This window comes from Bacillus sp. AFS040349 (assembly GCF_002577655.1).
Taxonomy (GTDB): domain Bacteria; phylum Bacillota; class Bacilli; order Bacillales; family Bacillaceae; genus Metabacillus.
In genome coordinates this window covers 38,996-53,004 of the sequence record NZ_NUMC01000017.1, presented here as the reverse complement: position 1 = coordinate 53,004, position 14,009 = coordinate 38,996, and the positions used below count along the sequence as shown (strand labels likewise).

9 protein-coding genes are annotated in these 14,009 nt (G+C 37.3%); 7 read left to right on the top strand and 2 right to left on the bottom strand.

Features of this window, described 5'->3' with window-relative positions:
* Positions 1–47: 47 nt before the first annotated feature.
* Positions 48–1,031: a LacI family DNA-binding transcriptional regulator gene (locus COD11_RS04895; protein ID WP_176550979.1), complete on the bottom strand. Its 984-nt coding sequence runs from the start codon at positions 1,029–1,031 to the stop codon at positions 48–50.
* A 251-nt stretch (positions 1,032–1,282) separates the two neighbouring features.
* On the opposite strand from COD11_RS04895, the gene COD11_RS04890 reads away from it, so the two are divergent.
* The 4 genes from COD11_RS04890 (at position 1,283) to COD11_RS04875 (ending at position 5,981) form a co-directional block, all read left to right on the top strand.
* Entirely contained in the window at positions 1,283–2,665 is a 1,383-nt protein-coding gene (locus tag COD11_RS04890; RefSeq protein WP_176550978.1) for an ABC transporter substrate-binding protein, read from the top strand.
* 89 nt (positions 2,666–2,754) lie between these two features.
* Positions 2,755–3,693 carry a carbohydrate ABC transporter permease gene (locus COD11_RS04885; protein WP_098795646.1) on the top strand — a complete coding sequence of 313 codons (939 nt, stop codon included), beginning with the start codon at positions 2,755–2,757 and terminating at the stop codon, positions 3,691–3,693.
* The gene (locus COD11_RS04880) at positions 3,690–4,523 is read left to right on the top strand and encodes a carbohydrate ABC transporter permease (RefSeq protein ID WP_098795645.1); all 834 of its coding nucleotides are present in this window, start codon (positions 3,690–3,692) and stop codon (positions 4,521–4,523) included. The genes COD11_RS04885 and COD11_RS04880 overlap by 4 nt, the downstream gene beginning before the upstream one ends.
* A 12-nt stretch (positions 4,524–4,535) precedes the next feature.
* On the top strand, positions 4,536–5,981 hold the full coding sequence (locus COD11_RS04875) for a glycoside hydrolase family 32 protein (protein WP_098795644.1): 1,446 nt from the start codon (positions 4,536–4,538) through the stop codon (positions 5,979–5,981).
* 961 nt (positions 5,982–6,942) lie between these two features.
* On the opposite strand, the gene COD11_RS04860 is transcribed toward COD11_RS04875, so the two are convergent.
* On the bottom strand, positions 6,943–7,626 hold the full coding sequence (locus COD11_RS04860; protein WP_098795641.1) for a FadR/GntR family transcriptional regulator: 684 nt from the start codon (positions 7,624–7,626) through the stop codon (positions 6,943–6,945).
* Between the two features lie 181 nt (positions 7,627–7,807).
* Here COD11_RS04860 and COD11_RS04855 point away from each other — a divergent pair, with 181 nt between their 5' ends.
* From COD11_RS04855 to COD11_RS04845, 3 genes are all read left to right on the top strand, one after another.
* Entirely contained in the window at positions 7,808–8,962 is a 1,155-nt protein-coding gene (locus tag COD11_RS04855) for a trans-sulfuration enzyme family protein (RefSeq protein WP_098795640.1), read from the top strand.
* Between the two features lie 24 nt (positions 8,963–8,986).
* Positions 8,987–10,450 (top strand): Na+/H+ antiporter NhaC, encoded by a 1,464-nt coding sequence (nhaC, locus tag COD11_RS04850; RefSeq protein WP_098795639.1) that lies wholly within the window; start codon positions 8,987–8,989, stop codon positions 10,448–10,450.
* A gap of 497 nt (positions 10,451–10,947) precedes the next feature.
* Positions 10,948–13,752 (top strand): M14 family metallopeptidase, encoded by a 2,805-nt coding sequence (locus COD11_RS04845; protein WP_255301535.1) that lies wholly within the window; start codon positions 10,948–10,950, stop codon positions 13,750–13,752.
* Positions 13,753–14,009 lie beyond the last annotated feature (257 nt).

Below are 14,009 nucleotides of genomic sequence, written 5' to 3'. Positions count from 1 at the left end.
TTTATACAACTCAGCGACGCTCCTAATTGTTTAGAATGCGAACCCCATCAACTACTCATTCTCTCAATCAACGTTGGATCCAACTTAATCTGTACAGACTCTGATGAAACCTCATTCTCCATCCTGTCTAACAGGATATCAATGGTTGTTTTCACCATCTCTTCAATCGGCTGATGAATACTGGAAATACCCATAATTTTAGCAAGGTACGTATCGTCAAATCCGATCACACTAATATCCTCAGGTACCTTTATATTTCTTTCTCTAGCAGCTTTCATAAATTCTAGTGCCATAATGTCATTTGATGTAAAAAGACAGGTGAAATCAAGGGATTCAACTCTGTTTAAATAATCTTCGATGTCACGTCTCATTAAGAAATTGTTTGTTGATGTTTCTTCAAGCTGAATGTAATTTTTTTGGTCGAAGCTGAATCCGTTTTCATATAGAGCACTTTTGTAGCCGAGGAATTTATCATCATCAGGGGTGGTTCCGACATATCCAAAGGTTTTATGTCCAGCGTGAATGAATTTTTCACCAACAATTTTACCTGCTTTCATGTGATCAAGTCCTATACTATCAAGTGGTTTGTGGTTTTGTGTCATGACGATTGTCGGAATGGCGAGCTTACTAATTCGCTGGATGTTATATTCACCAGTCGGGACAAGAATTATTCCGTCAACCTGACGAGCGATAAAGTTTTGGATGCTTTCCCATTCTGTGATGGGATTATGCCTGGAATTGTGCAGTAAAATGCTGTATCCGATTTTTCGAGCTTCTGATTCGAGTGCATCAACTAACTCGACGAAATATGGATTATAGGTTTCTGTTAAACATACTCCGATAATATTTGATTGACTCTTTTTTAGTGTTTGGGCCGCTTTGTTTGGCACATAACCTACTTCTTCTATAACTGAAAGCACCCGTTTCATGGCGTCTTCATTTACTCCTGTATTACCGTTTATCACTCTTGATACAGTTGATTGGGAAACGTTTGCAAGTTTAGCGATTTCTTTCATTGTTAACTTATTCATAAGGTTCCTCCGTCTTGAATACGTATTCTGATATATGAATAGAATGAAGTCATTCATTTACTTTTTAAGTATAATATATTGTTATTATACCATATAAAAATCAAGTGTAAGAGATATCAGCTTATAACATAAAGATCACTGAAAACGCTTTAAATTACGTATTGACTTTTATATACACCTAGCGTAACATGAAAACCAGGAAACGTGAATACGTTTTCACCAATTATTCAGACTGGGGGGTCTATGAAAGTATGAAAAAGCTATTTTTGTATGTTTCTATGTTGGTTTTATCTTTCTCGTTAGTTGCGTGTAGTTCAAGTGAAACAGGTGGTAGTGATGAGAATATTGTGATTTGGACACAGGCTGCTGCTGATCATCCTGAGGGAAAAATGTTTGCTGAACGAGTAAAACAGTACAACGAGGAGCATCCTGACAAGCCTCAAGTTGAAATTCAAAACATTACACGTGCGGGGGCAGGATCTGGTTATATTGATAAGCTGAATGCAGCCATTACAGCGAATGATATGCCTGATATTTTTACATTAGATGGTCCTGATATTGCTGCGTACGTAGATTCTGGACTTCTTGGTGAATTAGACGATTATATGAGCGATGGGTTTAAAGAAGGATTTACTGAATCAATCATTGCTCAAGGTACAGTTGACGGAAAGTTTTACGGAATGGGTTATTCAGATTCAGGGGTAGCGATTATGTATAACGAAGATATGATGAATGCATTGCCTGAAGATATAAAAGAATTAGTACCTGCAGCTGATGAGGATTGGACATGGGACCAATTCACGGAACTTGCTAGAAAGGTAGATGATTTTGCAAAAAGTTCAGATGATCCTGCCTTTAAAGATTATGAAAGTGCAGTAAGCTTGTTATTGCCAGATATTACAGCAGGTGCATATGAAACAGGAACGTATTACTTTACACCAGTGCTTTGGGGCAACGATACAAACATTGTTGATGAAGACGGTGTGACAGTCGATGGTGTTTTAAACAGTGAGAAAAGTGTTGAAGCTTTAACGAAATTTGCCAAGTTATTTGAGGAACCACAGCTTGCAAGTGCATCTGAATCAGAAAAAGCCTTTCATTCTGGGAAAACAGCTTTATCTGTAAGTGGTTTCTGGTATGTTAGTGAATTAACAAGTAACTATCCTAATCTAAAATTTAAAACAGTTCGTTATCCTAAGATGAATGAGGGCTATGATGGCTTATACACTCCATCAGGAAGCTGGGCATTTGTGAGAAACGGGCAAGAGGAAGATGAAGAACGTATTAAGCAGGTTGTTGAAGTGATGGAATGGCTAAACAATGATGAAGCATCAGAGGAATATTATCACGCAAATGGATCGATCCCTACTCGTGTAAATTCTATTGATGTCATTGATACGAATACTGACAATCCTTATCATAATGAAGCTTGGTCGGTGTTGAAATATCAAGTTGAAAATACAAATAAATCTCGTCCTGTTTCACCAGGATATCCATACTTATCTGAAACATTTGCCAAAGATGTTATTTTAAAAATCGGTCAAAATAAAACAACAGACTCAGCAACAATTAAAGAATACTTAGATGAAGCAGTGAAAAAGATTGATATAGAGTTTGAGAAATATAAAAAATAACTAGCTGGAAATGAGGTGAGGTGCTGACCTCGCCTCTTCCATACCATAAAGACCTTGGTAAAGGACCAAGCGAAAAAGGGTGTGATGTGATGAAACCAGTAAAAAATTTCGTGAAGATAAGAAATACAACAGAGCACTATCGAAATAGTGAGCATTACAAAAAGGGTGAAGTAGTTTCAGCATTTGGTTTTCTGACTCCTGCAATGGTACTTGCCATTTTATTTATTGTTTTACCTATCATTCTAGCTTTTACGTATGGATTTACAGATTACTATTTATTAAAACCTAATGATAAGCAATTTATTGGCTTGGAAAACTTTAAACGAATGCTAACAGATGAAGTGTTAATTCAAAGCTTTTTAAACACGATTAAATTTGTGGTGTTTGTTGTTCCACTTCAGCTTGCTATGGCGCTTGGCCTAGCATTAATCATTAATAGAAAAGTGAAGGGCGTAGGCTTTTTTCGAACAGCGTACTTTTCACCAGCTGTGTTGTCCCTCGTTGTTATTTCCATTCTTTGGACGGTCATGTTAAACCCAACCTCTGGATTAATCAATGAAATTTTGGTGAATATAGGAATTCCGAAGCAACCCTTTTTATCAAGCGCAGATCAAGCGATGTATACCATTGTGGTGATTTCCGCATGGTCAGGTTGTGGATATCAAATGATGATCTTCTTGGCAGGATTAAAAAATATTGATGGAAGCTTATATGAAGCAGCTGACATTGATGGGGCAAATGCGTTTCAGAAGTTTTTATATATTACCATTCCTTCATTAAAACCCATATTAATGTTTTTAGTCATAACAACAACGATTCAAGCCTTCAAGCTAATTGTCCAACCGATGGTCATGACCGGTGGTGGACCAGATTATTCAACAATGACCATTCTTCAATATATCTATGAATATGGATTTAGACATAGAAACATCGGATATGCCAGTGCTGTTACTCTTGTGTTTACAATTTTCCTAGTATTTGTTTCGATGGTGATTAAAAAATTATTTAGAGAGGAGCGGGCAGCATGAAGATCATCAAAAAACTATTATTTTATATCCTAGCAACCTTAATTGCCCTGCAATTCTTAATTCCTCTGCTATGGATGGTGCTATCATCCTTCAAAATTGACGAAGTGATTTACAGAGATATTGGATCAATTTATGCGATCTTGCCAAGGTTTTCTGATCTATCGTTAAAATCTTATACAGAATTACTAGGATTTTATAATATCTTTAAAAACGTTGGAAATAGTTTAATCTACGCGTCCTTAACAGTCGTGTTTGGATTAACAATTAATTCCTTAGCTGGATATGCTCTAGCACGATTTGTCTTTCCGTTTAAAGATTGGATTTTGATTTTTATTATTGCGCTGATGATTGTTCCGATTGAAGCAACCATTCTTCCGTTGTTTTTAGTTGTTAATGAAATGGGATTAATCAACAGTGTTCCAGGATATTTATTGCCATTTATCGTGAATGTGATGAACATCTTCCTATTTAGACAGCACTTTTTATCTTTCCCTGGTGAGTTGATTGAATCTGGAAAAATTGATGGATTAAGTGAGATTGGCTGCTTTTTCCGAATTGTGATTCCTTCAAGCTTAAACATGTATATCACCGTAGGAATACTAACCTTCTTAGCATCTTGGAATGATTTCTTATGGCCGGTTATGGCTCTATCAAATGCAGACTTAATGCCAATTCAAGTGGCGTTAAATGCAATTTTCAGTGATACGTACAATATTTACACAAGTCATATCATGGCTGCGTTAACGATCGTGACGATCCCGATTGTTGTTTTATATATCATTTTCCAAAAGTATATTGTGGAAGGCTCAATGCAGAGTGGAATTAAATAAGCGAGGTGCAAAATGAATAAATTACAAAAAGCAAACGAATATATTCAACAAAACAAAAACAACGTAAATAACCGTCCAATCTATCATTTTTCACCTGAAATTGGATGGATGAACGACCCGAATGGCTTTACTTTTTATCAAGGAAAATACCATTTGTTTTACCAATACTACCCTTACGATATTGTCTGGAGTGATATGCATTGGGGGCATGCCGTAACTGAGAATTTCATTGACTGGGAATACCTCCCTGTGGCAATGGCAAATGACAAAGCCTATGATGCGAATGGCTGTTTCTCAGGAAGTGCGATTGAAAAGGATGGAAAGCTATATGTCATGTACACGGGTCATGTTGATCCGAACTTAGGCTTTGACAAAGTAGAATCTGAGATTGCGGAACGCCAGTGTATTGCGATATCTGAAGATGGAATTACTTTTGAAAAACATAAGCTAAACCCTGTGATCGGTGAAAAGCAGTTACCGGAAGACTATTTAATTTGTGACTTTAGAGATCCTAAGGTTATTGAGGTTAATGGTGTGTATTATTGTGTATTATCTGTTAGAAATGCTCAGAGGCGTGGCGAGATTATTATGTTTAAGTCTCTGGATTTAGTTCAATGGACCTATCATTCATCAATCTTTCAATCTACCTTCGAAGAAAATAAATTATTAGAATGCCCAGATTTGTTTAAAGTTGATGAAAAAGATGTTCTTTTATTCTCTGAAATGCCATGTGATCCTGAATATACAAAGGATGTTCCAAATACAACAGCATATCTGATTGGCAAGATGGATTTTGAAAGAGGGAAATTCACTCCGGACGATAAGGGCTTACTAGATTATGGTCAAACCTTCTACGCGCCCCAATCAACAGAGGGGAAGGATGGAGAACGTTTGTTAATTGGATGGATGCACAGGTGGAACCAAACAAATCCACCGAAAGAATATGGATTTAATGGAATGATGTCATTACCGAGGAAATTAAACGTAATCAACGAACGGCTTGTTCAACAACCGTTTATTGATACACAGAACTATTTTTCTCCATCTGTTATTGGTGAGATTGTTCAGTTGACTGAAGGAGAAGAAATGCATATTGAAGGGAAAACAACCGGCTTTTTGGAAGTGGTTGTGCCTAAAACTAGTGGCGAATTCACCATTAAGCTGAATAAGGAAGGGGAAAAGTCAACAAATATCAAAGTAGATGTTGAAAACAATGTATTACTCTTATCTTCAGATTATGGTGATGAAGGTAACATCAAGGTGGAGGACCTATCGACAAACAGCGATGAAAATATCAAGCTATCTCTCTACATTGACTTACATTCTATTGAGCTATTTATCAACTCGGGTGAAAAAGTAGTCAGTTTCACGGCTTATGACCGGGATAAAGGAAAGGATATTATGTTGGTTGGTGGAGAGAAGGCGGAGTTGAAGAGGATTGTTTATGGAGGAAGGTAGGCTAGGACTAAGGTGAAGTATGCAGACTTGAAAAAAGAAAAGTGTTAGCGCACTTTTCTTTTTTGTGTACATGAATAAAGAAGGTTTTGAACTGCTAGGATTATTAAGTTTTTAACAAATTTCATCTATCCGTTTTAAGCGATCAATTTATATAAAAGAATGAACCATCACTAAAAATTTTATCACCACAATCGTACATACACCGACTTCAGTTTCTTTTATCAGTCCAGGACCACATGTTGGGCAAGTATGAGTATTGCTCTTAGAATGATTACATCACACTCTTAGTTGTATGGTTTGAATATATTCCAATATACTTAATGACAACCTTTACATTTACTGCATCAACCTTGAAGGGTTCCTCACATATAACCATTAGTTTTCTACACAAAATATAGGTTTTTTCTCCTCACAGGGGCTACTCAAAATTTGTCGAAGATTGATAGTTATTACACTAGGTAGATTATGGTAATATAAGGTTGCAACTGAATATTGTGAGGGTGGTTGGTTGTTGGTCTTCTTTCCTTTAGAGGAAAGGGGGTGATAACCATGGAAACATTTCTTGAAGTTCTACGGGAAGTTTTGAAGGGAATTGTACGGGAAATTAGTGCATATTTCTTTCGAAAGAACGTTTTAGAAAACAAGAAAACCACCCCGCGCCGTAGGAAGCTAAAGGGTGGTTCTCAAAAACATAAATAATGTTGACAACCGCCACCCTGACGGTAGAGGTTGCAGGGAGAAGTGTTAGCGCACTTCTCTTTTTAGTATATGTCTATTATACAAAAAAATATTCTAATGGAGAAGAGGAAAGCAACGGCTTTTATTTGGTGCCTGTCACTTCCCGAAGTTTGTCGATTGCTAGCAAATAACACTCCTCGTTACGAAAGCAATGAGTGGTTTTTAAAAAGATATGTTCAAACCCCCCACACTCTAGTAGAGGGGGGCTCCTTAACCCACAAAGTTATATCTTTTCAATAGCCCTTCTAACAAAGTCCATGATCTTCAAGAAAGCAGCTGAAGCTCGTTCTGGGTCTTTCTCTTTTATAGCTTGAAGCAGCTCTTCGTGGTACGGATAGCTTTTATCGAAGATGTCTTGAATTCCAAACGGCTCGTTCCAAAATTCATGAAAGGTATCCCATACAGAGTCGATGATGGTTTTTAATAATTCATTATTGGCTGCCTCATAGATGGTTTGGTGAAATAAGGAGTCAGCCATGTTGGCCTCATCTCGTTCGTTATTTTCGATACATTGTACATAAACCTTTAAATGATATTCCATTTTCTCTATTTCTTCACGTGTTGCTCTTTTTGCAGCCAAATCAACTGCTTTTCCTTCAAGGGCAGTTCTTACCTCTAATGCTTCCAATAAAAATTGTTTCTCATTGTCAATATCGAAGGAAGTTTGAATTTGGAATGGCTTACTGTTTCTGACGAAGGTTCCTTTTCCATTCAAAATTTCTAAAAAACCCTGTGATTCTAATAACTGTAGAGCTTCTCGTAGTGATGATCTGCCGATACCTAGTGTTTCAACTAATGTAGAAATAGGAGGTAGGCGATCTCCTTCTTTGAGGTCCTCTTGCTTTATATATTCCTTTATTTCATCAGCGACTAATTCAGATAGTCTCCTTTTTTTAAAAGTTTTCATGTATACAATTCACCTCTAATGTATCTTGCTTTAAGTGTATAATAATCCCTTTTATTTATCCAATTTAAAAAAGGAAATATAAATCAGAATATTTAGAGCTTTCATACAGGTTGATAGTATGATAGTATAGGTGGTGAAAGGATGCTGGAATTTAGTTAAAGGAAAGAAGGTTGACTTACTTATGCTTCACATCGATGAAAAAATATGCACCCACTTTGGCGAAGATCCTTCACAACATCACGGATCTATTTCTCCACCAATTTATCAAACGAGTCTTTTTGCTTTTGAAAACTTCAAGGAATTTACCGAGGCTCAAAACTTGGAAAGGGAGCATTACGTTTATTCCAGAGGGGTGAATCCAACAGTTGAAGTTCTCGAAAAAAAGCTAGCTGCACTTGAAAGGGGGGATAAGTGTAAATGCTTTGGTTCTGGAATGGGGGCCATTAGTGCCGTTTTTTTCTCGCTTCTAGAAAGCGGAGATCATGTATTGTTTATCAATAATATATACGGACCTACAACTCAATTGCTGACACACCTCAAGAAATTCAACATTTCCTGTAGTTATGTTGATCATGAACTAAACAACATAAATGATGCAATCCAGGACAACACAAAAATGATCTATGTAGAGAGTCCAGGGACAATGCTTATGAATATAGTCGATCTTCAAGCTGTCGCAACTATAGCTAAAGAAAGGGGGATTATCACAGCGATTGACAATACTTGGTCAACACCGATTTTTCAAAAACCACTAACATTAGGCTTTGATTTATCGATTCATTCACTAACGAAATATATCGGTGGTCATAGTGATGTGGTTGGCGGAGCGGTAATCGGTAGTTTTGAGTTAGTTGATAAAATTTTTAAATATGGGTACCAGCTAAATGGTTCTGTGTTAGGAGCAAATGATGCATTTTTAATTATTCGTGGCTTGCGAACATTACCCATTCGTTTAAAGCAACATCATGAAAATGCCTTGAAAATTATTGATTATCTACAGTCAAAGCAAGAAGTTGAGCGCATTTATCACCCTAGCCTTGAGAAGGGTAAGCCATTTCTAGAACAACAAATGAAAGGGTTTACAGGTCTTTTGAGCTTTGAACTTAAAGAGGCTAACTTCTCTAGTGTATGCAAATTCATTGATGGCCTGTCACTATTCAAAATTGGTGTTAGCTGGGGAGGGTTTGAGAGCCTTGTGAACGCACCAGTGAAGGTAAACAATGAAGAGATTTTAAAGCAACAAGGAATTTCACCAGGATTAATTCGATTATCAGTAGGGTTAGAAGGTTCAGACCTTCAAATTAGTGACTTAGAACATGGATTTCAACAACTATAAAAAAATGTAGAGGAGAGTTGATATATGAGTGAGGCTACGATGAAACGCCCTTCATTAGGGATGGCATTACTTCCTATTATTATTTCGTTAGTCATTTTTATTGGTGGTATCGGTATATTAAAGTATCCAGCAGAATTAATGCTATTATTTGCAGGAGTTGTCTTCACAATTTTCGCTGTTGTGAACGGGCACAAATGGGATACGATCATCAGCGTAATGGGAGAAAAAATAAAAAAGGCGCTACCAGCTATCCTTATTTTATTTAGCATCGGGCTTTTAATAGGAACCTGGATGATCTCAGGAACAATTCCTTTATTTGTGTATTATGGTCTTGCGATTATTGATCCAAGCTACTTATACTTATTAGCCTTCTTGGTGACAGCCATTGTATCAACCTGTGTTGGTACCTCTTGGGGGTCAGCGGGAACGATTGGTGTTGCCATTATGAGTATAGCTCAAACAATGGATTTATCATTAGCGATCACTGCAGGTGCGGTTGTCTCAGGGGCTTATTTTGGTGATAAGTTATCTCCTCTATCAGATACAACAAATATGAGCTCCCTTGCTGCAGGATCTAACCTTTATGAACATATTAAGCACATGTTATATACAACCATTCCATCCTCTCTTATTGCCATTATTGTTTTTACATTTGTAGGTTTTGGGATTGAAAAAGATTCTACACAGCTAGCTAGTATTCAGGAAATGATGACTGGCCTTGATCAATTATTTAACTTAAACATATTCTTATTGATCCCAGCAATCGTTGTTATTGCAGGTTCCTTAATGAAAAAGCCACCACTTATAGTTTTATTCACCTCAGCGATTACTGCTTTAGTTCTTGCATGGATCACACAAGGCGCATCTGTATCAAATCTATTTGCTTCAGCTGTTTCTGGTTTTCATGTTGACATGCTTGGCGAAAATACGATTAGTGAAGAAATGCAATCATTACTAAACCGCGGCGGCCTTTATTCTATGTATAACGCTACCTTCTTTGTCTTTGTTGCCTTTTTCTTTGCTTCAGCCCTAGAAGTTTCTCAAGCCCTAAACGTCATTCTAGAGCGTATCATCGTTCACCTAAAAACAATCGGCAGCATCACGTTCTCCGCACTTGTCACTGGCTTTGCAGTGATTAACTGTACATCAAACGCCCTTGTATCGTTTTTCCTAGTTCAAGATATTTATGGAAAAGTATATAAAGAAAAGAAGCTACATCCAGTTAATCTATCAAGAAATATGGAAGATTCGATCACCATAACAGAAGTATTAATGCCTTGGACTGTTTCCGGCGTATTCATGGCAACCACTTTAGGTGTAGGTAACTTTGAATTCCTACCATGGGCAATCTTTAACCTAGGCGGATTCATGTTCTCAGCATTATATGGATTCCTTGCGCCATATACAAAGGGATATGCTATTCGGAAGCTAGAGGAAGATGATTTTAATACAGCTGCTGTAGGGAATTCTAAGAATCTACAACAATAGCTGTATTTAAAAAGTAAAGAAGCAAAGGGTGGGCTCCTTTGCTTCTTTTTGATGGGAGGGATGATCACGTTTTTTTAAATCAAGGGTCTTCTCTTCTAAAACTCATCTAACTACTTGTTCTAAATGTTTTTGTGCAGTAGGAAAAGATAATTTGTGTTTAACATATAGAAAGCCTGTTAAAGGATCTTACGTAAAAATGGAAATAGGTAAAATTACATACTAAACTTCAAATATATCAGTATTAATAGAATGCTAGAACTTTGGGGTGGATGTGAAGATTTTTGTTAACATTTGTGGGCTATTGATACTACTATTGGCTAAAAGATAGAGTGACTGTTGGAGTGTAAAGGGAGCTAAGTAGAAGAGTAGATTGTATATGGGGAGTTTGTCGAAATATTTCTTTCGTATCCCGAACATTTTTTCTTTTAAGATTCAGAATTTTCCATTACTATTATTATGTATTCTATTAAGCAAACATATAAGAAGGGATGAGTTTATTGAAGAAGAGGTTTTCAGGTTTATTAGCATTTTTATTAGTATTAACTCTATTCGCACAACCAGTTCTTCCGGTTTCAGCTGCTGAAACAGCGGACAATGTAATAGAGTTAGAGAGTAATAGGACTTTATTCTCGTTAACTGAAGCGAGAACAGTTGAAGTTCAAGCGGATTTTGGAAAGAAAGTAGATTTAAGTCAATTAGAATTTCAATTTGAAGGCAAAAAGCTTTCAGAGTGGAAAAAGTGGGTTAAGAAGGACAATACATACACAGGAGACCCTTTCATTAAGGTGATTGAGGAGCCACATTTCGTAAGTGGAACAAAAATCGAAGCAACTTTAGAGTTCGGTCTTCTTTACGACACAGACAATCTATCAAACCGAACAATTCGTACTCAATATCAGCAATTTATTGGTGATTACGAACTAGCATTAGTGGACAAAGCTAGTAATAAGAAGGCAGCACAGACGGTCGAACTAAATGTATATGACCAATTTCATTTTTATGATGAATTGAAGCCAACGATTGATTCAGTTTTTGAAAAAGCAGAAGAAACTAATGATCGCTACCTTGAATACCAAAACTTTGGGAAATCAGTAGAAGGTCGTGACCTGCATTTTGTTGTTTTAGCTAGAGATAAAGAAGCGGTAGACAAGTATTTAAATGAAACTCTACCAACTGCATTAGAAGATCCTGAGAGTTTACTAGAAAAGTTAGAAGACGGAGAAATGGGCGATTACCAGGTTCCCGTTTGGATTAACAATATTCACCCTGATGAAGTAGAAGGTGTGGATGCACAGGTTGAGTTATTCAAGAAGTTTGCACTAGAAGACGAAATTACTTTTAATACAGGTGAAAATAAACAAGAAAAAGCTGTCACGTTAAATGTTGATGATGTTCTTGATGACGTGATTTTCCTTTATATGTTCACGAACAATCCTGATGGAAGAGTGGCAAACACGAGAGCAAATGCCAATGGCTTTGACTTAAATCGTGATAACCACTATCAAACACAAATTGAAACACAAGAAGTAACACAAGAAATTGCAAAGTGGACACCACTATCATTTATTGATCTGCACGGCTATGTGAGTGGGTTCTTAATTGAGCCAACAACACCACCACATAATCCGAACTTTGAATACGATTTACTTTATGGAAACATGATTGAGCAAGCTCATTCAATGGGAGATGCAGGAATTAGTAATTCAGCTTATGATTCCTATGAAATTCCAGCTCTTGATTATGGCGATGGCTGGGATGATATGACGCCTGCTTATACGGCAATGTATGCGATGCTACATGGTTCATTAGGTCATACAGTTGAAACACCTGCACTAAGCCAAAATGGGTATGATGCTATGTATGGTGCTGGACTTGGGGCAGCCCTTTATGTAACAGAAAATAAGGATAAATTGTATAAAAATCAGCTTGAAATTTTTGAACGTGGAGTAAATGGTGAAGACGATCGTGCGGTAGATGAGTATTTTGTGAATGCAGCTGGACAATCAATCGGGCGTACAAGAGAAGGAAATGCGAATTTCTTCCCTGAATATTACGTCATTCCAGTCGATGAAAAAGTACAAAAGAACCCATTAGAAGCAGCGAAAATGGTTGATTACTTGCTTCGCAATGGAGTAGAAGTAGAGCAAATGTTAATTACAGCAAGAGTGGATGGAACCGTATATCCGAAGGGAACATATATCGTCCCAATGGATCAAGCAAAACGTGGCTTAGCAAACGCCATGCTTTACGAAGGTGACGATGTTTCAGACTGGGGTGCAATGTACGATCCAATCGTTGTTAATTTCTCTGACTTAAGAGGATTTGACTTGGAAGAAGTTCGTGACGAGGATGCTTTTGATAAGCTTACGAAAGAAGTGAAAAGTGTTAAGTTACCAACAGGAAAAATCACTGGTAATTCACCAAAGCAAATCCTATCGAACACGAATAATGACACTGTAAAGCTAGTCAACAAGCTTTTAAAAGACGGAAAAACTGTTGAAAAGGCATTGGAAACGAAGGGTAATGTGAATAAAGGTGACTATATCGTTAATACAACTGATTTAGCTAAGTATAAAGGTTATTACTTCGAAGCTACATCAGCTGGGACAGCTCAAAAAGTAAAAACTGAAAAATTAACTCTTCCTAAAGTGGCAGTGTCGGGATCAGCGCAACTAAAGTTCTCAGTGAAAGAACTTGGTTTTGAGGTAGTTGATAATGCTGAAGAAGCTGACGTTGTTGTTAGTGACAGAGATGATTTTAATGCCGATAGTTTAGTAGGAAAGGCATATGTTGGAATTGGAGTTTATGCTCTTAATGCTGTCAAAGAGAGCGGAGTCTTAAAAGGCTACGACTTCAACTACACAAGCCCAGGTCATGAAGGCTTATTAAAAGCTAATGTAACAGATCATATCCTAACTTCTGGATACGAAGCAAACGAACTGCTATACACAACAAATGGTGCGTGGATTACATCTGTTCCTAAGGAAGCTGAAGTATTAGCAACTGTAAGTAACAGTAACGACTTCTACGTTGCGGGCTGGTGGCCAGGACATGACGCTGCAAAAGGTCAAACACTAGCATTCACGCAAAATCTTGAAGACTCAAACATCACTCTATTTGCAAACGACCTTGCCTTTAGAGCACACACACAAGCAAGCTACCGCCTACTAGCCAACAGCATTTTTGCATCAGTCAGCTCTGAAACAGCAAAACAAGGTCAAGGCTCAGTGAAAAACGAAAACAAAAAACAACTAAGTGAAGTAGGCCGTTCGCTGTTAGAACAAGGTAGAGATAGAGAGTAGAATAGAAAATCGGGTGGTGCCTGTCACCACCCGATTTTTGTCGTTTTCTGCTGTTTGTATCGGGAGTGGGAGCTGGTGCCTGTCACTCCCCGAATTTTGTCGAACGTTGCTAGATAGAACCTACAACTGAATAAATCTAAGAAGAGAGTAAAGGTCCTGTAATGGACGTTAAAACCTACATATCTTGCCCCTTTTTAAAACCAAAGGCCCCTGCCCATAAAATTACAATGTTAGAAAATCTAACAAGTCATTTGATT

What these genes read in the sequence shown, in the direction of transcription:
- COD11_RS04895 (WP_176550979.1), bottom strand. Translation starts at nt 1,031, where the DNA reads ATGAATAAGTTAACAATGAAAGAAATCGCTAAACTTGCAAACGTTTCC.
- COD11_RS04890 (WP_176550978.1), top strand. Translation starts at nt 1,283, where the DNA reads ATGAAAAAGCTATTTTTGTATGTTTCTATGTTGGTTTTATCTTTCTCG.
- COD11_RS04885 (WP_098795646.1), top strand. Translation starts at nt 2,755, where the DNA reads ATGAAACCAGTAAAAAATTTCGTGAAGATAAGAAATACAACAGAGCAC.
- COD11_RS04880 (WP_098795645.1), top strand. Translation starts at nt 3,690, where the DNA reads ATGAAGATCATCAAAAAACTATTATTTTATATCCTAGCAACCTTAATT.
- COD11_RS04875 (WP_098795644.1), top strand. Translation starts at nt 4,536, where the DNA reads ATGAATAAATTACAAAAAGCAAACGAATATATTCAACAAAACAAAAAC.
- COD11_RS04860 (WP_098795641.1), bottom strand. Translation starts at nt 7,626, where the DNA reads ATGAAAACTTTTAAAAAAAGGAGACTATCTGAATTAGTCGCTGATGAA.
- COD11_RS04855 (WP_098795640.1), top strand. Translation starts at nt 7,808, where the DNA reads ATGCTTCACATCGATGAAAAAATATGCACCCACTTTGGCGAAGATCCT.
- nhaC (WP_098795639.1), top strand. Translation starts at nt 8,987, where the DNA reads ATGAGTGAGGCTACGATGAAACGCCCTTCATTAGGGATGGCATTACTT.